Below are 17,874 nucleotides of genomic sequence, written 5' to 3'. Positions count from 1 at the left end.
GCTAATTCCCCCGGCGCTTGAGGAACCGCGCCAGCGCGGAGTCGGACAGCCGGACATCCACCAGCATATCCTCCCCCTCCGCGCTGCTGCCGATCACTTCGCCATGTTCGTGCAGCCATGCCATCGCCGCGCCATCGGCCAGCGGCACATGCAGCCGATGGACCTGCGCCCCGGCGGTCAGCCGGGCGCTGACGGCGCGCTGAAGGTCATCGACGCCCTCGCCGGTCAAGGCCGACAGGACCACCACATCGCTCCGCCGCGCCGCCGTCTCCCGCGCCAGCGTGGCCGCATCTTCGTCCAGCAGGTCCAGCTTGTTCCATGCCTCGATGATCGGCGGCGGTTCTTCGCCCTCTCCCGCTTCGAACGCCCCTTCCCCGGCTATGCCCAGTTCGCCAAGCACGTCCATGACGTCATCGCGCTGCGCATCGCTGTCGGGATGCGCGATGTCGCGGACGTGGACGATCAGATCGGCCGACAGCACCTCTTCCAACGTGGCCCGAAAGGCGGCGATCAACTGCGTCGGCAGGTCGGAAACGAACCCCACCGTGTCGGAAAGAATGGCCTTGTCCAGCCCCGGCAAGGCGATCTGCCGCATGGTGGGGTCGAGCGTCGCGAACAGCAGGTCTTCGGCCATGACGTCGGCGCCGGTCATCCGGTTGAACAGCGTCGACTTGCCCGCATTGGTATAGCCGACCAGCGCGATCACCGGCCAGGGCGCCCGCTGCCGCCGCGCCCTGTGCAGGCCACGGGTTTTCGTCACCTGGTCCAGTTCGCGGCGGATTTTCGCCATCCGATCGCGGATCATCCGCCGGTCAGCCTCGATCTGCGTCTCGCCCGGACCGCCCAGAAAGCCGAAGCCGCCGCGCTGCCGCTCCAGGTGGGTCCAGCTTCGCACCAGCCGCCCCGCCTGATAGTCGAGATGCGCCAGTTCGACCTGCAACCGCCCCTCATTGGTCGCGGCCCGTTCCCCGAAAATCTCCAGGATCAATCCGGTCCGGTCGATGACCTTGGTCTCGGTGGCCTTTTCCAGATTGCTCTGCTGCACGGGGCTCAGCGCGTTGTCGACGATGACCAGTTCGGCCTCTTCCATCCGCGCCAGCGTCGCGATCTGGTCCACCTGCCCGCTGCCGAACAGGGTCGCGGGCTTGCGGTCGCGCACGCGGAAGGCCTGTGCGGCGCGCACGTCGATGCCGATGGCGAGCGCAAGGCCCCTCGCCTCCTCCAGCCGCGCATCGCTGTCCCGACGCTCCGGCCCATGGACATCGGCGCGCACGACGATGGCGCGCGCGCCGCGCGACACCTCGTCAGCGGAATCTCTGTTGAAGACAGCCATGGGGGCTTAACGCTTCGCGCCTCCGCCGGCTTCACCGGAAACCGGCCGGAGACGAGAAAAAGCGCTCAATCCTCCCCCTCGCCCTCGCCGGTCAGGTCCAGGGCATGCAGCGGCTGCACGGTGGAAATGGCATGCTTGTAGACGAGCTGGATCATGCCGTCCCGCTCCAGCAGCATGCAGAAAAGGTCGAAGGCGGCGATTTCGCCCTGCAACATGACGCCGTTCACCAGGAACATCGTCACCGGGCTGCCCGACTTGCGCACCGCGCTCAGGAAGATTTCCTGGAGCAGCTTCGACTTGCCGTTGCCGTCGCTGGCCTTGCGCAGGTCGGTAAGGTCCATAGACTGGGCGGGCATGACGGTCGAAATCGCATGCTTGTACACCAGTTGCGACTGCCCGTCGCGCCGCAGCAGGACGGAGAAATTGTCGAACCAGGTGATGATGCCCTGCAATTTCACGCCCTTGACCAGGAACATGGTCACCGGCGTCTTGCTCTTGCGCAGGCTGTTCAGGAATATGTCCTGAAGGTTGTTCACTTTCTCGGCCATGGTCTTCACCATTCCTTTATTGGCGGGACGTTACCCGCTCTCGCACCCTTAAGCAGAGTGTCTTGCCTGCCCCCGCCTGTCGGAAGCAAGGCAAGCCTACCGCAATTGCGAAGAGGCGTCCATGCCCTGTTTGGGTGAAGATCGTTCGGTTCGCCTCAACCGTCCTTCCCATCGGTGATGCCCAGCAGCTTCAACTTGCGGTGCAGCGCCGAACGTTCCATGCCGATGAAGGTCGCCGTGCGGGAGATATTGCCTGAAAAGCGGCGGATCTGGATGCGCAGATATTCGCGCTCGAAGCTCTCCCGCGCCTCGCGCAGCGGTGCGCCCATGATCGCGGACTGGCCGATCCCTTCCGAACCGCCATTGCTCGTCAGTTCGGCGGGCAGCATGTCGAGTTCGATCCGCCCGATCCGCTCGCCCGGCGCCAGTATCATCGTGCGTTCGATGACGTTGCGGAGCTGGCGGACATTGCCCGGCCATTCATTGGCCTGCAACGCGGCCATGGCGTCGCTCGCGATCTCCGGCGGCGGCACCCGGCGTTCCGCCGCGAAACGGGCGAGATAATGCTCGACCAGCGGGGGAATATCGTCCCGCCGCTCGGCCAGCGGGGGAATCACCAGGGGCACGACGTTCAGCCGGTAGAAGAGATCCTCGCGGAAACGCCGTTCCTCTATCTCGGTCGCCAGGTTGAGCGCGGTCGAGGAAATGACGCGCACGTCCACCTTCACCTGCCTCTGTCCGCTGACGCGGGTGAAGCTCTGGTCGGTCAGCACGCGCAGGATCTTCGCCTGCGTCGTGAGCGGCATGTCGGCGATCTCGTCGAGATAGAGCGTGCCGCCATGCGCCTGCTCCAGATAGCCCGGACGCACCAGCCCGCTCGGATCCTCCACGCCGAACAATTCCTCCTCGACGCGGTCCGGGTCCATCCGCGCGGCGGCGACGATGATGAAGGGCGCGTCGGCCCGCCCGCTCCAGCTATGCAGCATGCGCGCCGCGACTTCCTTGCCGACGCCCGCGGGGCCGGAAATCAGCACCCGGCTGCCCGTGCCCGCCACCTTCTTGATCGTCGCGCGAACGGCGTTGATCGCGGCGGACGTGCCCGTCAGCTCGTCATCCTGCCCGAAACGCGCCCGCAGCACCTGGTTCTCGCGTCGCAGCCGTTCCGTCTCGGTCGCTCGCGACACCAGATGCAGCAGCCGGTCGGCCTCGAACGGCTTTTCGATGAAGTCTGCCGCCCCCTTCCGGATGGCGGCGACGGCCGTGTCGATATTGCCGTGGCCGGAGATCATCAGCACCGGAATGGTCGCGTCCCGCCGCTTGATCTCATCGAGCAGTTCCAGCCCGTCCAGCTTCGATCCCTGCAACCACACGTCCAGCAGCACCAGCGAAGGCCGCCGCGCGTCCAGCGCCTCTATCGCGCTGTCGCTGTTGGCGGCGGTGCGGGTGGTGAAGCCCTCATCCTCCAGCACGCCCGCCACCAGGTCGCGAATGTCCTCCTCATCATCGACTATCAGAATATCAAGAGCCATTGGCCGTCACTTTTCCAGCGGTTTTTCCATGGGGCATGGCGATCACCTGCCCCTCTTCCAGTTTCTCGAGCGCCGCCACCGGGAAGCGCAGCGTCACGCGAGCGCCCCCGCCGTCGGCATCGTCGAAGCGGATTTCGCCCATATGTTCCTCGACGATCTTCTTCACGATGGCGAGGCCCAGGCCCGTGCCCTTGGTCCGGGTCGTCATATAAGGTTCCAATATGCGTTCGCGTTCCGGCGGCAGGCCGATGCCATTGTCCTGCACCGCGATCAGCAGATTGCCGTCGTCATGCTCCACCGTCATGGACACCTGACCGCGCCAATCGCCGTCATCCGCGGCGGGCTTGGGCTCGATGGCTTCCACGGCATTCTTGACGATGTTGGTGAGCGCCTGCCCCAATTGCCGGCGGTCGCAGACCAGTTCCGCCTCGCCGTCCGTCGAATGATATTCGAAACGGATGTCGGGATGCGCGACTTCGTGCAGGAACAGCGCATGGCGGGCGATGTCGTCGATCCGCTCGCGCCGGAACACGGGCTTTGGCATGCGCGCGAAGGAGGAGAATTCGTCCACGATCCGCCGCAGGTCGCCAACCTGGCGCACGATGGTGCCGGTCAGGCGCGTGAAGGTGGCCTTGTCGCTCGTCACCTCCTCGGCATAGCGGCGTTGCAGCCGTTCGGCGGCAAGCTGGATCGGGGTCAGCGGGTTCTTGATCTCATGCGCGATACGCCGCGCCACGTCGGACCAGGCGGCGCGGCGCTGGTCGGAAAGCTGCTGCGTGATGTCGTCGAAGGTCAGGATGTGGCGCGACGCGTCCTCCGAAACCTTGACCGCCAGCGTCCGCACATCGCCATGGGCGCGAATCTGGACGATGCCCGCATCCTCCTCCGAAGCGATCAGGGCCGCCAGTTCGGGCGACACTTCGGTCAGCGGCCGACCCACCGGATCGTCGCCCTCCCGCACCAATATGGCGGCGGCCGAACTGTTGAGCAGCAGGACGATGCCGTCGCGGTCCACCGACAGCACGCCGGCCGACACGCCCGACAGGATCGCCTCTATGAAGGCGCGGCGTTCATCCAGCTGGCTGTTCGCCGCCACCAGAGCGCCGGTCTGCGCCTCCAGCCGCTGCGTCATGCGGTTGAAGGCGGCGGCCAGCGTCCCGATCTCGTCCCGGCTCTGCGGGCTGGTCACGCGCGCCGACAGGTCGCCCGCCGTGATCCGTCGCGCCGCCATCACCAGTTCGTTCACCGGCCGCACCATCCAGTCGGCGACCTTCAGCGCGATATAGACCGCCACGCCCACCAGCAGCAGCGACCCCACGAACAGCAATATGTTGAAGCGCAACTGCAAGGCGCGGGACTGCGCGGCGAAAATGTCGTAATCTGACAACACCTTCTGCGCCCGTTCCACATTGCTGAACGCCGTCGAGCCGGAATCGCGGGTGGCGTAGAGATAGATTTTCGCATTGGGGTAGAGCAGCGTCACCGCCTCGATCTGGTTGGGCTTGGCCGCGACCACCACGTCCTCGCCCGACGCCAGCCGCTTCACCACGTCGGGCGTCAGCATTTCCGAAGCGGGCCGGCTTTCCGGGTCGACCGTCGCCGCCGTGCGCGCCACGCCGTCCTTGCCGATTTCTATGATCGCGGAACGGTTCAGCTTCCGCGTCACCACCTGATAGATATAGCCCTCCGCAAAGCGCGGGCTGGAGACGTTGGACTGGCTCAGATAGTCGCGCAGGTCGCTCGCCATGGTGACGGTTTCGTCGCGCACGTCGCGCAGGTTCTGCTCATAATAGCCCCGCGCCAGGTCGCTCGCATTTTGCAGCATGCCCCGCGCGCTGTCGGAAAACCAGAACTGCACGCCATATTGGAACAGCAGGGACGCGAAGATCACCACCAGCAGCATCGGCACGCTGGCCACGATGGAGAAGATCGCGACCAGCCGGACGTGCAGCTGCCCGTCGCTGCCGATGGCCGATTGCGCGGCCCGCCGCTTCGCCACCCGCCGCCCCAGCAGCACGAGCAGGGCGATGGCCGGCACCAGATTGGCGACCAGCAGCAGCGCCACGATGGGCGGCGTCAGCAATGTGTATGATTGCCCCTGAACCGTCAGCAGGAAATAGGTGATGCCCGCCATGCCCAGGAACAGGACAAGCGTCACCGCCTCCACCACCGCGGCAAGGCGGCGGCGCAGGAAAAGGGGAAAATGCCTTTTCCATGCCCGGCCCCGCGCCGGGAGAGTCACTGCGCCTTCCATAGTGGCTTGGTTACAACATTAATGTGCCCGATCAAACACAGTAATTGATCGGCACGGCGCTTCCGGTCGAAAAGGGCGGTCGGTTCGTCGCCCCTTCATTCCGCGATCCGAAGCTGAAGCGGATCGAGCCCGTAATCCGTCAGCTTCTTGCGCAGCGTGTTGCGGTTGATGCCCAGCAATCCGGCGGCGCGAATCTGGTTTCCGTCAACGCTCGCCAGCGTTTCCTGGAACAATATGGGTTCCACCACGGCCAGCAGATCGTCGTGCAGGTTGCGGTTCGGCTGGGTAAGGCCAATGCCCAGTTGCCGCTTGGCCCATTCCCGCACCGCCTGGCCCAGCAGGTCGCCGGGGGCGGCGTAATCGGCGGGCACGGCCTCCAGCGGCAGGCTGTTGCGCAGCATGTCGGCGGTGATCATATTCTCGCGGCTCAGCACCGCCAGCCGCTGCATGAGGTTTTGCAGCTCGCGCACATTGCCGGGCCAGTGATAGGCCATCAGCAGTTGCGCCGCGTCGTCGGACAACGACTTGCGCGGCAGCCCCTCCTGCGCTGCGCGGTCGAGGAAATGGCGCGCCAGCAGGATCACGTCCTCTCGCCGCTCGCGCAGCGCCGGCAGCGCGATGGGGACCACGTTCAGCCGATAATAGAGATCCTGCCGGAAACGATTGTCCTCGATCAGCTTCGGCAGATCCTTGTTGGTGGCCGCGATGATGCGGACGTTCACCTTGACCGATTTGGAGCCGCCGACGGTCGTGACCTCTCCGGACTGAAGGACGCGCAGCAGCCGGGTCTGCGCCTCCATCGGCATGTCGCCGATCTCGTCCAGGAACAGCGTGCCGCCCTGCGCCTGCTCGAACTTGCCGGCGGTGCGGGCATGGGCGCCGGTGAAGGCCCCTTTTTCGTAACCGAACAGTTCCGCTTCGATCAGTTCGCGGGGGATGGCGGCCATGTTGATCGGCACGAAGGGCTTGGTCCGCCGCTGCCCCAGGCTGTGGATCGCCTCCGCCACCAGTTCCTTGCCGGTCCCGGATTCGCCCAGTACCAATATGCTGAGGTCGTTCGACAGCACGCGCGCGATGGTCCGATAGACCTCCTGCATCGCCGGCGAACGACCCACCAGCGGCAGTCCGTCATGCGGCAGGCCGGCATCGGCCGCCTCTTCGTCCGCTCCCTTTCCCGATCCCAGCGCGTCGGACACGGCGCGCGTCAGTTCGTTGAGGTCGAAGGGCTTGGGCAGATATTCGAACGCCCCCTTCTCCGTGGCGCGGATGGCGGTGTTCAGCGTGTTCTGGGCCGACAGGATGATGATGCTGAGCGCGGGGCGCCGTTCCAGTATCTCCGCGATCCCGTCCAGTCCGTCGCCGTCCGGCAGCATGACGTCGGTGATCAGGACGTCGGGCGAAAAGCTCTCCAGCAGGGCGCTGCGCTCCCGGATGGAGGTCGCCGTCTTGACCCTGTATCCCTGCCGACGCAGCGCTTCCCCGACGACCACGCAGATCGCCGGATCGTCATCCACCACCAAGATCGCGCCCGTTGCCGCCATCAGCCCGTTCCCATCGGCAGAAGGATTCGGAAGGTCGATTCCCCCGCCTCATGATCGCGGGAATATTGCACGAACCCGCTCATGTCGCGCACCAGCTTGTCCACCAGCGCCAGCCCCAGCCCCGTCCCATCCCGCCTTCCGGTGATGAAGGGGTTGAACAGATGGTCCAATATATGCTCCGGCACGCCCGGCCCGTTGTCGACGACCAGGATTTCGATGGGCAGCACCGCGCTGCCCTTCCCCTTGCCGACCACCACCGAAACGCCATGGCGGAACGCCGTTTCGACCCTTATCCTCGGCTTCCTGCTATGCTCCAGCGCCTCCGCGGCATTTTTGAGCAGGTTGATCATCACCTGCACCAGGGCATCTTCGTTGATGTTGGCGAATGGCAGGGATGGATCATAACTCTTTATGATTCTAATGTCTTTTGCAAATCCGGCGGCCGCGATATTCGCCGCTCTGTCGATCAGCGGATAGATGTTGCCGCTGCGGCACTCCAGCGTCCGGTCGGTGGTGAAGTCCTGCATCCTGTCGATCAGCGCGGCGATCCGGTCGACCTCATTGCAGATGAGTTGCGTAAGGGCGGCGTCGCGCCCGTCATTGCCCGATTCCAGCAACTGCGCCGCGCCCCTGATGCCCGACAGCGGATTCTTGATCTCATGCGCCAGGATCGCCGCCGCGCCGATGGCGGAGCGCGCGCCGCCGGCCGTGCCGCGATGGCCGATCTTGCGCGCCTGGCTCTGCGTGTGGATCGATACCACGCGCCAGCCTTCATGATCGACGATGGGCGCGATCATCAGGTCGATTTCCATCTCCGCCGTGCGCCCGGCGTGCACGCGGATGTCATAGGCGGCGATCGGCTTGTTGCTGTGCCATATGTCGAAGCGCGCGCCCATTTCCGCCATGCGGATGGTTCGCGCTATGTCGCTGCCCACGATGGCGGATCGCGCCATGTTGAGCAGCGTTTCGGCGCGCACATTGGCATCGGCGATGCTGTTGTCCGGCCGCACCACCAGGGTCGCGACCGGCAGCGCCGTCATCAGTTCTGAAAGCGAAGGCCCATCCTGTTGCGGTCGAAGCGACGGGATGGTCGTCATGGTCGCCGTCATGCCGCCTTGCGCGTCTCGACCGGCTCATCGTCGGCAATCAGCGGTTCGTAGAAGCGCGCCAGCATGTTCAGCACGACATCGCCGTCCGGCTCCTGGTTCACCGCGTTGCGGAACTCGGCCGAACCCGGCAGGCCCTTTGTGTACCAGCCGATATGCTTACGGGCCATGTTGACGCCGGTGTGATTGTCATAATGTTCCAGCATTGCGCGATAATGTTCGGTAATCACGCGATATTGTTCTTCCAACGAGGGATCGGCCAGCCGTTCCCCGGTGCGGAACCAGTGCATCACCTGCCCGATCAGCCAGGGCCGCCCATAGGCGCCCCGCCCGATCATCACGCCGTCCGCGCCGCTCTGCTCCAGCGCGGTTTCCGCATCGTCGATGGAGCAGATGTCGCCGTTGACGATGACCGGCAGCGACACCGCATCCTTCACGCTGCGCACGAAGGCCCAGTCGGCCGACCCCTTGTACATCTGGCAGCGGGTGCGGCCGTGGACCGTGATCAGCTTCGCGCCCAGATCCTCCGCGATCCGGGCCAGCTCCGGCGCGTTCAGGCTGGCATGGTCCCAGCCCATGCGCATCTTGACCGTGACGGGCACCTCCACCGCCTTCACCGTCGCCTCGATCAGCGAAGCCGCCAGCGGCAGGTCGCGCATCAGAGCGCTGCCCGCATCGCCGTTCACCACCTTCTTCACCGGACAGCCCATATTGATGTCGATGATCGCCGCGCCGCGATCCGCATTCAGCTTCGCCGCCTCGGCCATTTCGCTGGGCGAGCAACCCGCCAACTGCATCGACACCGGCTCCTCCAGCGGATGCCAGGCGGCCTTCTGCAAGGACTGGCGCGTCTCGCGAATCATCGCCGCCGTCGCGATCATCTCCGTCACGTTGAGGCCGGAGCCATAGCGCCGCACCAGCGTGCGGAACGGCATATCCGTCACGCCCGTCATCGGGGCCAGCACGACCGGCATGTCGATCGTCACCGGACCAATGGAAATCGGAGAAAGCGTCTGCATCAAACCATCACTGCCTAAAAAACAGGCAGCCCTTAGCCGAAATCCGCTGCAACGGCAAGCGAAGCGGGGCTGGCGGTTGGCCCGCCGCTGCGATACAGGCGCGGCCATGACAGACAGAACGGTCGCATTGCTGGTCGCAGCAGGTCAGGGCAGCCGCGCAGGCGGCGACATTGCCAAGCAGTTCCGCCTGATCGGCGGAAAGCCCGTGCTGGCCCATGCCGTCGACGCGCTTTCCCGGCATCCGGCCATCGACTCCATCATTCTGGTCGTCGGCGCGGGTCAGGAAGCCGAAGCGCGCACGGCCATCGGGGACCGCCCGGTCGCCGCCATCGTCCAGGGCGCGGACAGCCGCCGCGGATCGGTGCGCGCAGGGCTGGAACATATCGCATCCTCCGGCGGGGCGGCCCGCATCCTCATCCATGACGCGGCCCGCCCCTTCCTGCCCGGCGCGGTGATCGACCGGCTGCTTTCCGCCTTGGCTCAGGCGCCCGGCGCCATCCCCACCCTGCCCGTCACCGATACCCTCGTCAGGAACGAAGCGGCCCGCGCCGGGGAAATCGTGGACCGCGACGGCCTGGCCCGCGTCCAGACCCCGCAAGCCTTCCATTTCGACGCGATCCTGGCCGCCCATCGGGCCTGGGACATCGCGAGGGAAGCAACCGACGATGCCCAGATCATGCGCCATGCGGGTCATGACGTCATATTGGTCGCTGGCGACGAAAGGCTGGAAAAATTGACCTATGCCGAAGACTTTGCCCGCGCCGAAGTCCGGTTGGGCGCAACCCGCCGCATCCGAACCGGCATGGGATATGACGTTCACCGGCTGGCGCCCGAAGAGGAACTCTGGCTCTGCGGCGTCCACATTCCGCACGACCGGGGCCTGGCGGGGCATAGCGACGCGGACGTGGCCATCCATGCCCTGGTCGACGCCCTGCTCGGCGCGCTGGCGGAGGGAGACATAGGCAGCCACTTCCCGCCATCCGACCCGCAATGGCGCGGCGTCGCCTCCTCCCGTTTCCTGGAATATGCGGCGGAGCGCGTCGCAAAACGGGACGGCTTCATCGAACATGTCGACCTGACGCTGATTTGCGAGGCCCCGAAAATCGGTCCGCATCGGGATGCGATGCGTGGCCGGATCGCGGAAATACTGGGCCTGTCCCTCGACCGGGTCAGCGTGAAGGCCACCACGACCGAGCGGCTGGGCTTTGCCGGACGCCGCGAAGGCATTGCCGCACAGGCTGTTGCCACCCTCTCCCTCCCCGCGCTAATCTGATCGTCATGCCCGATAGCATCCTTCCCGCGTCGCTGGTCGAACTGGCCGAGCGCGTCATCATCGCCAACCGCCGCGCCGGCCGCACCATCGCCGTGGCGGAAAGCTGCACCGGCGGCCTGGTCTCCGCCGCGCTGACGGAGATCGCCGGATCATCGGAAGTGTTCGAAGCAGGTTTCATCACGTATTCCAATGACATGAAAAGCGAACTTCTGAAGGTTTCGCAGGATGTCATCGAAACTTTCGGCGCGGTTTCCATCGCGACCGCCTGGGCCATGGCGCAAGGCGCGCTCAACAAGAGCCACGCCAATGTCGCCGTTGCCATCACCGGCATAGCCGGACCCGGCGGCGGATCGGAGCAGAAGCCCGTCGGCACGGTCGTCTTCGCCCGCGCCGAACGCGGCGCCAGCCCTGACAAGATCGTGGCCGACATGCGTTATTTCGGGGATACGGGCCGGGGCGGCGTGCGCCTTCAGGCGGCGCTGTGTGCGCTCGAACTGCTGCTGCCCGACTCGCCCGCGCCATAAAGCTCCGCAGCGCGGGTTTCGAAGGCGCCGATCATCTTGCGCAGCGCCTTGTCGAAAACCTGGCCCGCGAGCATTTCGAACAGCCGGTTCTTGAATTCGAACTCGACCTCGAAATCCACCAGAACCCCGCCCTTGCCGTCGTCGCGGAAATTCCATTCATTGTGGAGATGCTTGAGCGGCCCGTCGAGATAATCGACCCGCACATGGTCGGGCCGATGCTTGTGGACGCGGGACGTGAAGCTCTCCTTGATCCCCTTGAAGCCGACGATCATGTCCGCGACCATTTCCGACTCGCTGTCGGAACGGACCCGGATCGCGCTGACCCAAGGCAGGAATTCGGGATAGGCCTCCACATTCGCCACCAGGTCGAACATCTGTTCGGGCGTGTAGGGAAGCGGCCTTGTTTCGTTGTGCCTGGGCATCGGCTTATTGGGCGGCCTTCGCCAGTTGCGCCTCGCGGGCGGCGCGCATTTCGGCGAAATCCTTGCCCGCATGATAGCTGGACCGGGTCAGCGGGCTGGACGCCACCTGCAGGAAGCCCTTGGCCCGCGCAATCGCCGCATAGGCGTTGAACGCCGCCGGAGTGACGAATTCCATCACCTTGGCATGCTTGGGCGTGGGCTGGAGATATTGCCCCATGGTCAGGAAATCGATGTCGGCGGAGCGCATGTCGTCCATCACCTGATGAACCTCCAGCCGTTCCTCGCCCAGGCCCAGCATGACGCCCGACTTGGTGAAGATCGACGGATCGAGCTTCTTCACCGTCTCCAGCAGCCGCAGCGAGGCATAATAGCGCGCGCCGGGTCGAATGGTCGGATAGAGCCGGGGCACGGTTTCGAGATTGTGATTATAAACGTCCGGCCGCGCCGCCACGATCATCTCGACCGCCCGTTCATGCTTGTTGCGGAAGTCCGGCGTCAATATCTCGATGGTCGTGTCCGGGGTCGTGCGGCGCAGCGCCTCGATCACCTTCACGAATTGCGACGCGCCGCCATCGGGCAGGTCGTCGCGGTCGACCGAGGTGATGACGATATGCTCCAGCCCCATTTCCGCGCAGGCGTCGGCCAGGTTCTGCGGCTCATTGGGATCGACCTTGCGCGGCATGCCGGTCTTGACGTTGCAGAAGGCGCAGGCCCGCGTGCACACATCGCCCAGGATCATCACCGTGGCGTGCTTCTTGGTCCAGCATTCACCGATATTCGGGCAGGCCGCCTCCTCGCACACCGTCGCCAGCCCCTTGTCCCGCATCAGCTTGCGCGTCTCATGATAGCCGGGGCTGGTCGGCGCCTTCACGCGAATCCAGTCGGGCTTGCGGGCGCGCTCGGGGCGGTTGGCGGGCGCGGGGATCGGGACGATGTCGGTCATGCGCCCCAGATAGCGATGCAAGAGCGCTCTTGCCAGCCCCATCATTGTTCGGCACAGACCGGCGCATGACCGACTTCGCTGATATGCTTGCCGGCTATCGCCGCTTCCGCAACACCGGCTGGACCGAGCAGCGCGAGCGATGGGACGAACTCAACGAAGGGCAGAGCCCCCGCGTCATGGTCATCGCCTGCTCCGACAGCCGAGTCGATCCCGCGCAGATCTTCGATACCAGCCCCGGCGAGATCTTCGTGGTCCGCAACGTGGCCGCGCTGGTGCCGCCGTTTGAGACCAATCCCGGCCGCCACGGCGTTTCCGCCGCGCTGGAATTTGCCGTCCAGGTGCTGAAGGTGGGCGAGATCGTCGTCATGGGCCATGGCAAGTGCGGCGGCTGCAAGGCGGCGCTCAGCCATTCGCTGAAGGACGCGCCGCCGGGCGAAGGCGGCTTCATCCACAATTGGATCGAACTGCTGGACGAAGCGCGGGAAAAGGTGGTCGAGCGCTTCGGCGAGGATCACAGCCGCGACGCCGAACGCGCCATGGAACAGGAAGGCGTCAAGGTCAGCCTAGCCAATCTGCGCACCTTCCCCTGCGTCCGCAAGAAGGAACGGAGCGGCGAACTCAAGCTGATCGGCGCGTTCTTCGCCATTGCGGACGGCCAGCTCCACCTGCTGGACGAAGCGAGCGGGCAGTTCGGCCCGGCGGCGCTGGACGCCTGATGACCGCGTCGATCCCCAGCGGCAATATCGCCCTGCTGATCGACGCCGACAATGTTTCCGCCGACCATTTCGATCCGGTGCTGACCGTCCTGGCGGAACTGGGCACCGTCAACATCCGCCGCGCCTATGGCAATTGGAGCAAGCCCGCGCTCAAGGGCTGGGCGCGGCAGGCCGTGACGCAGGCCATCGAAACGCAGCAGCAGTTCGACCTGACCAGGGGCAAGAACGCCACGGACATGAAGATGACCATCGACGCCATGGACCTGATGGCGTCGGGCCGCGTCACCGGCTTCGGCCTGATGTCGAGCGACAGCGATTTCACGCCGCTTGTCACGCGCCTCCGACAGGAAGGGCTGCCGGTCTATGGTTTCGGCACCGACAAGACGCCGCAGGCCTTTCGCAGCGCCTGCACGCGCTTCATCGATGTTGGGGCGCTCACCAGCGCAAGGGAAACGCCGGTCGAACTGGCGGAGTCGACGGAGGAGCCGCCCTCCCCCGACGCCCCCGAAGTCGCGCCCGACCTCGTCAAGCTGTTGATCGACGCCTATAATGCCGTGAAACGCGACGATCAGGGCTTTGCCCGCCTCAGCGAAGTCGGCCAGCTCGCGGGGAACCGCTCCAGCTTCGATACGCGCAACTATGGCTTCAAGCGGCTGTCGGACCTTGTCCGCTCGATCAAGAATTTCAAGGTGGAGAGCCGCGACGGCCAGACCTGGATCAAGCGGGTGCATTGATGACCGTCATCGCCCGTCGCCTGACGATCCTCGGCCGGGTTCAGGGCGTGTTCTACCGCAACTGGGCGGTGGAGACGGCGCGAGGCCTGGGCCTGGCCGGCTGGGTTCGCAATCGCATGGACGGCAGCGTGGAAGCGCTGGTGGAAGGATCGCAGGACGGCGTGGAGCGATTCATCCTGCTGGCGCGACAAGGCCCCCCTGCGGCGCGGGTAGCGCGGATAGATGCGACCGATGCGGCAGTCGAGGGCCATGAGTCGTTTCGAAAGCTGCCGACCGCCTGACTTTTCCGTTATCGCTCCCGGTTCAGCAGATCCTATCTGCTTGAAAACCTTTAGCCGAGCCGCGCCCAAAAGCCCAATCAGCCACGATCGACCGATCCCTTGCCCGAAAGAAAAAGGGGGAGGTCCGCGCCTCCCCCTTCCCATCCGCTCAGTAGCGGTAATGATCCGGCTTGAACGGCCCTTCCGCCGACACGCCGATATAGGCGGCCTGCTTCGGCGTCAGCTTGGACAGCTTCACGCCCAGCTTCTCCAGGTGGAGCGCCGCGACCTTCTCGTCCAGATGCTTGGGCAGCACATAGACTTCATTCTTATATTCGTCCGACTTGGTCCACAGTTCGATCTGCGCCAGCACCTGGTTGGTGAAGCTGGACGACATCACGAAGCTGGGATGGCCGGTGGCGCAGCCCAGGTTCACCAGGCGGCCCTTGGCGAGGACGATGATCTTCTTGCCGTCGGGGAACTGAACCTCGTCCACCTGCGGCTTGATCTCGGTCCACTGCATGTTGTTGAGGCCGGCAATCTCGATCTCGCTGTCGAAATGGCCGATGTTGCAGACGATCGCCATGTTCTTCATGGCGCGCATGTGATCGACGGTGATGACGGCTTCGTTGCCGGTCGCGGTGACGAAGATGTCGGCGCGGGTGGCCGCTTCCTCCATCGTAACGACTTCATAGCCCTCCATCGCCGCCTGCAGCGCGCAGATCGGGTCGATCTCCGTCACCAGCACGCGGGCGCCGCCGTTGCGCAGCGATGCGGCCGAACCCTTGCCGACGTCGCCGAAACCGGCGACGCAGGCGACCTTGCCGGCCAGCATCACGTCGGTGGCGCGGCGGATGGCGTCCACCAGCGATTCCTTGCAGCCGTAGAGATTGTCGAACTTCGACTTGGTGACGCTGTCGTTGACGTTGATCGCCGGGAAGGGCAGCTTGCCCTTCTTCGCCAGTTCATAGAGGCGGTGGACGCCGGTGGTGGTCTCTTCCGACACGCCCTTGATGGCCTTGACCGTCTCGGTCAGATAGCCGGGACGCTCCGCCAGGAAGCGCTTGAGCGTTGCGACGAAGATTTCCTCTTCCTCATTGCCGGGGGTGAACAGTTCCTCCCCTGCCTCGACGCGGGCGCCCCACAGCGCGAACATGGTGGCGTCGCCGCCATCGTCCAGGATCATGTTGCATACCGTGTCGCCCCAGTCGAAGATGCGGATGACATAGTCCCAATATTCCTCCAGCGTCTCGCCCTTGACGGCGAAGACCGGGATGCCCCGCGCCGCGATGGCGGCGGCGGCATGGTCCTGCGTCGAGAAGATGTTGCACGACGCCCAGCGGATCTCCGCGCCCAGTTCGGCCAGCGTCTCGATCAGCACGGCGGTCTGGATCGTCATGTGCAGCGATCCGGTGATGCGCGCGCCCTTCAGCGGCTTGGCGGCGCCGAATTCGGCGCGCAGGGCCATCAGGCCCGGCATTTCGGTCTCCGCGATCTCGATTTCCTTGCGGCCGAAAGCGGCAAGGCCGATGTCGCGGATCACATAGTCCTGCGCCTGGGTGGCGGGTGCGGTGGCCACGAGCCTGTCTCCATATCGTTAAGATTGAAGCCGCCGCCCGAATGAACGAACGGCGACGATGGGCTGGGCTTTACCAATCGCCGCCGTCCAAGGCAACTCAATATAAAGTTTTCTTTATGTCTTATTCCGCCGGCCCGCGCACCGCCACCCGCAGCGGCGCGTCGGACGCGGATTCGCCGGTTTTCCGCGCCTTCCCAGCCATCGCCGTGACAATGTCGTACCGGGCGCCCGACAGATGCGGGCCGATCGCAGCGGCGTCCGCCAGTTCCAGCAGGGCCGACCGGCTGGGCGGCAGCGCGTTGGCGGCCACCGTGATCGACTGTAGGTCGCGGCAGGCCAGCCCGTCCGCCCCCGCGCCGTAGATGTTGGCCAAGCCCGTGACGTAATTGTCATAAGCCCCCAGCGCGCCGAGTGGCCCGGCGATCGAGCGGAAATGCTCCCGCAATTCGTCATTCACTTGCGTCAGCGTCTCGCGCTTTTCCCGGATGAAGCGGTTATAGCTGGCCAGGAAATCATGTCCCGTCGCCCGGCATCGCAGCGCGGACACCATCAGCATCATCTCGAAATCGCGGATCTGCGCCGCTTCCACGGCAGTCTGCTTCCAGCATGTCGCCGCCGTCGCCGGCGCAAGCGGCATCGTCGCGGCAAGCGCCGCTGCGATCAATATCCTCATGAGTTGAACCCCCGTCCAATTGCCCGAGGATCAAGGTGCGCCCACCCGGTTGCCGGACTCTCAACGGCGAAGGTTAGCCGGATCTTACCGCAAAGGGTGCAGTTACGCCGGGGAAACAAGCGCCCGGAACGGCCATGCTTACGGCCGCGTTCCGACCATCGGTCAGGCCGATCCCGCGCCGCTGACCAGGTGGGAGGCGTCGACTCCGGCGGCGGCGAAGGCGGCCGACCATTTCCGCGCCGCCGGGACGTCGAACAGAAGCTCCGCGGTGCAGTCGGTCGGAAACCAGCTTTCCCCGTTCATTTCCTCGTCCAGTTGCCCCGCGCCCCATCCGGCATAGCCCAGGGCGACCAGATAGCGACTCGGCCCCTTCCCTTCCGCGATGGCCTTCAGGATTTCCAGCGATCCGGACAGGCCCCACCCTTCGCCCACGGCGACCATGTCATGTCCGTTCCAGTCGAGCGAATGCAGCACGAAGCCGCGCCGCGGTTCGACCGGACCGCCGCGCAGGACGGGAGTATCCGGAACGTCGCCGGGCTCGATGTCGAAGCTCTCCAGCAGATCGTGCAGGCTGACGCCGTCGATCTCGTCGCTGACGGCGATTCCCAGCGATCCGTTCTCGTCATGGACGCACATGGCGATGACGGAATGATCGAACCGCATGTCCTCCATTCCCGGCAGGGCGAGCAGAAACTGTCCGGCATAGGAGCGCGCTGTGATCATGGGGCAAATATACGCCCCTTGTCGCCTTTGCCAATGGCGGGCCGTCGCTTGGGCGGGGCGGCGCGCCATATTCCATGCCGCCCCCTTGACAGACCGCCCGCCAGGCCCAACGTGCCGCCGACCCCAACAAGGCCAGGAGGCAGACCATGACCATTTCGAAGGGCGAACGCGTCCCCAGCACCACTTTCGTCAAGATGACCGAGAACGGCCCGGAGCAGGTCGCTTCGGACGATTTCTTCGCCGGTCGCACCGTCGCGCTGTTCTCCGTGCCGGGGGCCTTCACGCCCACCTGCTCCGCGCGCCATCTGCCCGGCTTCGTCGAGAAGGCGGAGGAACTGAAGGGCAAGGGCGTGGACGAGATCGCCTGCACCGCCGTCAACGACGCCTTCGTCATGGGCGCCTGGGGCAAGTCCGCCAATGCCGACGGCAAGGTGACGATGCTGGCGGACGGCAATGGCGAATTCGCGCAGGCCGTGGGCCTTACCATGGACGGCAGCAAGTTCGGCCTCGGCACGCGGGGACAGCGCTTCTCCATGATCGTCAAGGACGGCGTCGTCGCGGAACTGAATGTCGAGGCGCCGGGCGATTTCAAGGTGTCGTCGGCCGAATATCTGCTCGACCAGATCTGATTTTCGCCAGGATGCGCGCCTGCAATTCGGGCGCGCATCTTCCTTCGGCCCTATAAGTGCGTTACCAA

Annotated in this window: 18 protein-coding genes; 6 read left to right on the top strand and 12 right to left on the bottom strand. The window is 65.2% G+C overall.

Annotated elements, in window-relative coordinates; all coding sequences use genetic code 11:
* Position 1: 1 nt before the first annotated feature.
* From hflX to dusB, 7 genes are all read right to left on the bottom strand, one after another.
* Complete coding sequence (gene hflX / locus SIDU_RS06430; RefSeq protein ID WP_007689153.1) at positions 2-1,333, bottom strand: GTPase HflX; 1,332 nt, start codon at positions 1,331-1,333, stop codon at positions 2-4.
* 65 nt (positions 1,334-1,398) lie between these two features.
* Positions 1,399-1,893, bottom strand: a complete 495-nt coding sequence (gene hfq / locus SIDU_RS06425) for an RNA chaperone Hfq (protein WP_013040002.1) — start codon at positions 1,891-1,893, stop codon at positions 1,399-1,401.
* A 143-nt stretch (positions 1,894-2,036) separates the two neighbouring features.
* Complete coding sequence (ntrX, locus tag SIDU_RS06420) at positions 2,037-3,410, bottom strand: nitrogen assimilation response regulator NtrX (protein WP_007689171.1); 1,374 nt, start codon at positions 3,408-3,410, stop codon at positions 2,037-2,039.
* Positions 3,400-5,664 carry a HAMP domain-containing histidine kinase gene (locus SIDU_RS06415; RefSeq protein ID WP_013040003.1) on the bottom strand — a complete coding sequence of 755 codons (2,265 nt, stop codon included), beginning with the start codon at positions 5,662-5,664 and terminating at the stop codon, positions 3,400-3,402. The genes ntrX and SIDU_RS06415 overlap by 11 nt, the downstream gene beginning before the upstream one ends.
* Positions 5,665-5,759: 95 nt before the next feature.
* Complete coding sequence (gene ntrC, locus SIDU_RS06410) at positions 5,760-7,205, bottom strand: nitrogen regulation protein NR(I) (RefSeq protein ID WP_007689188.1); 1,446 nt, start codon at positions 7,203-7,205, stop codon at positions 5,760-5,762.
* Positions 7,205-8,314: a two-component system sensor histidine kinase NtrB gene (locus SIDU_RS06405; protein WP_007689189.1), complete on the bottom strand. Its 1,110-nt coding sequence runs from the start codon at positions 8,312-8,314 to the stop codon at positions 7,205-7,207. Before SIDU_RS06405 ends, ntrC begins: the two co-directional genes overlap by 1 nt.
* Positions 8,311-9,330, bottom strand: coding sequence for a tRNA dihydrouridine synthase DusB (dusB, locus tag SIDU_RS06400; RefSeq protein ID WP_007689191.1), 1,020 nt, complete (start codon positions 9,328-9,330; stop codon positions 8,311-8,313). The genes SIDU_RS06405 and dusB overlap by 4 nt, the downstream gene beginning before the upstream one ends.
* A gap of 106 nt (positions 9,331-9,436) precedes the next feature.
* Between dusB and SIDU_RS06395 the strand changes: the two genes are divergently transcribed.
* Both SIDU_RS06395 and SIDU_RS06390 read left to right on the top strand, forming a co-directional pair.
* The gene (locus tag SIDU_RS06395; protein WP_037509298.1) at positions 9,437-10,603 is read left to right on the top strand and encodes a bifunctional 2-C-methyl-D-erythritol 4-phosphate cytidylyltransferase/2-C-methyl-D-erythritol 2,4-cyclodiphosphate synthase; all 1,167 of its coding nucleotides are present in this window, start codon (positions 9,437-9,439) and stop codon (positions 10,601-10,603) included.
* 5 nt (positions 10,604-10,608) lie between these two features.
* A complete protein-coding gene (locus SIDU_RS06390) occupies positions 10,609-11,127 on the top strand; it encodes a CinA family protein (protein WP_007689197.1) in 519 nt (172 codons plus the stop codon).
* Here the strand turns inward: SIDU_RS06390 and SIDU_RS06385 are convergent.
* Positions 11,073-11,549, bottom strand: coding sequence for a type II toxin-antitoxin system RatA family toxin (locus tag SIDU_RS06385; RefSeq protein WP_007689200.1), 477 nt, complete (start codon positions 11,547-11,549; stop codon positions 11,073-11,075). The genes SIDU_RS06390 and SIDU_RS06385 overlap by 55 nt on opposite strands.
* Before the next feature lie 4 nt (positions 11,550-11,553).
* Positions 11,554-12,537 (bottom strand): lipoyl synthase, encoded by a 984-nt coding sequence (gene lipA / locus SIDU_RS06380; RefSeq protein ID WP_007689207.1) that lies wholly within the window; start codon positions 12,535-12,537, stop codon positions 11,554-11,556.
* Positions 12,538-12,557: 20 nt separating this feature from the next.
* On the opposite strand from lipA, the gene SIDU_RS06375 reads away from it, so the two are divergent.
* From SIDU_RS06375 to SIDU_RS06365, 3 genes are read left to right on the top strand one after another with little or no spacing between them, the layout of a single operon-like run.
* The gene (locus SIDU_RS06375) at positions 12,558-13,208 is read left to right on the top strand and encodes a carbonic anhydrase (RefSeq protein ID WP_025772038.1); all 651 of its coding nucleotides are present in this window, start codon (positions 12,558-12,560) and stop codon (positions 13,206-13,208) included.
* Positions 13,208-13,942 carry an NYN domain-containing protein gene (locus SIDU_RS06370; RefSeq protein WP_007689209.1) on the top strand — a complete coding sequence of 245 codons (735 nt, stop codon included), beginning with the start codon at positions 13,208-13,210 and terminating at the stop codon, positions 13,940-13,942. The genes SIDU_RS06375 and SIDU_RS06370 overlap by 1 nt, the downstream gene beginning before the upstream one ends.
* Positions 13,942-14,223 (top strand): acylphosphatase, encoded by a 282-nt coding sequence (locus SIDU_RS06365; RefSeq protein WP_007689210.1) that lies wholly within the window; start codon positions 13,942-13,944, stop codon positions 14,221-14,223. The genes SIDU_RS06370 and SIDU_RS06365 overlap by 1 nt, the downstream gene beginning before the upstream one ends.
* 148 nt (positions 14,224-14,371) lie before the next feature.
* On the opposite strand, the gene ahcY is transcribed toward SIDU_RS06365, so the two are convergent.
* From ahcY to SIDU_RS06350, 3 genes are all read right to left on the bottom strand, one after another.
* Positions 14,372-15,781, bottom strand: a complete 1,410-nt coding sequence (gene ahcY, locus SIDU_RS06360; protein ID WP_007689212.1) for an adenosylhomocysteinase — start codon at positions 15,779-15,781, stop codon at positions 14,372-14,374.
* A 121-nt stretch (positions 15,782-15,902) separates the two neighbouring features.
* Positions 15,903-16,454 carry a hypothetical protein gene (locus tag SIDU_RS06355; protein WP_037509840.1) on the bottom strand — a complete coding sequence of 184 codons (552 nt, stop codon included), beginning with the start codon at positions 16,452-16,454 and terminating at the stop codon, positions 15,903-15,905.
* A 162-nt stretch (positions 16,455-16,616) separates the two neighbouring features.
* Positions 16,617-17,177: a YqgE/AlgH family protein gene (locus tag SIDU_RS06350; RefSeq protein WP_007689217.1), complete on the bottom strand. Its 561-nt coding sequence runs from the start codon at positions 17,175-17,177 to the stop codon at positions 16,617-16,619.
* 146 nt (positions 17,178-17,323) lie between these two features.
* Between SIDU_RS06350 and SIDU_RS06345 the strand changes: the two genes are divergently transcribed.
* Positions 17,324-17,806, top strand: a complete 483-nt coding sequence (locus SIDU_RS06345) for a peroxiredoxin (RefSeq protein WP_007689220.1) — start codon at positions 17,324-17,326, stop codon at positions 17,804-17,806.
* Positions 17,807-17,874 lie beyond the last annotated feature (68 nt).

The sequence above is a fragment of the Sphingobium indicum B90A genome (genome assembly GCF_000264945.2).
Classification (GTDB): domain Bacteria; phylum Pseudomonadota; class Alphaproteobacteria; order Sphingomonadales; family Sphingomonadaceae; genus Sphingobium; species Sphingobium indicum.
This window is presented reverse-complemented; position numbering and strand designations above follow the sequence as displayed.

Bases quoted from the DNA above. Each gene is read 5' to 3' on its own strand.
- hflX (WP_007689153.1), bottom strand. From the start codon at position 1,333: ATGGCTGTCTTCAACAGAGATTCCGCTGACGAGGTGTCGCGCGGCGCG.
- hfq (WP_013040002.1), bottom strand. From the start codon at position 1,893: ATGGTGAAGACCATGGCCGAGAAAGTGAACAACCTTCAGGACATATTC.
- ntrX (WP_007689171.1), bottom strand. From the start codon at position 3,410: ATGGCTCTTGATATTCTGATAGTCGATGATGAGGAGGACATTCGCGAC.
- SIDU_RS06415 (WP_013040003.1), bottom strand. From the start codon at position 5,664: ATGGAAGGCGCAGTGACTCTCCCGGCGCGGGGCCGGGCATGGAAAAGG.
- ntrC (WP_007689188.1), bottom strand. From the start codon at position 7,205: ATGGCGGCAACGGGCGCGATCTTGGTGGTGGATGACGATCCGGCGATC.
- SIDU_RS06405 (WP_007689189.1), bottom strand. From the start codon at position 8,314: ATGACGGCGACCATGACGACCATCCCGTCGCTTCGACCGCAACAGGAT.
- dusB (WP_007689191.1), bottom strand. From the start codon at position 9,330: ATGCAGACGCTTTCTCCGATTTCCATTGGTCCGGTGACGATCGACATG.
- SIDU_RS06395 (WP_037509298.1), top strand. From the start codon at position 9,437: ATGACAGACAGAACGGTCGCATTGCTGGTCGCAGCAGGTCAGGGCAGC.
- SIDU_RS06390 (WP_007689197.1), top strand. From the start codon at position 10,609: ATGCCCGATAGCATCCTTCCCGCGTCGCTGGTCGAACTGGCCGAGCGC.
- SIDU_RS06385 (WP_007689200.1), bottom strand. From the start codon at position 11,549: ATGCCCAGGCACAACGAAACAAGGCCGCTTCCCTACACGCCCGAACAG.
- lipA (WP_007689207.1), bottom strand. From the start codon at position 12,537: ATGATGGGGCTGGCAAGAGCGCTCTTGCATCGCTATCTGGGGCGCATG.
- SIDU_RS06375 (WP_025772038.1), top strand. From the start codon at position 12,558: ATGACCGACTTCGCTGATATGCTTGCCGGCTATCGCCGCTTCCGCAAC.
- SIDU_RS06370 (WP_007689209.1), top strand. From the start codon at position 13,208: ATGACCGCGTCGATCCCCAGCGGCAATATCGCCCTGCTGATCGACGCC.
- SIDU_RS06365 (WP_007689210.1), top strand. From the start codon at position 13,942: ATGACCGTCATCGCCCGTCGCCTGACGATCCTCGGCCGGGTTCAGGGC.
- SIDU_RS06355 (WP_037509840.1), bottom strand. From the start codon at position 16,454: ATGAGGATATTGATCGCAGCGGCGCTTGCCGCGACGATGCCGCTTGCG.
- SIDU_RS06350 (WP_007689217.1), bottom strand. From the start codon at position 17,177: ATGATCACAGCGCGCTCCTATGCCGGACAGTTTCTGCTCGCCCTGCCG.
- SIDU_RS06345 (WP_007689220.1), top strand. From the start codon at position 17,324: ATGACCATTTCGAAGGGCGAACGCGTCCCCAGCACCACTTTCGTCAAG.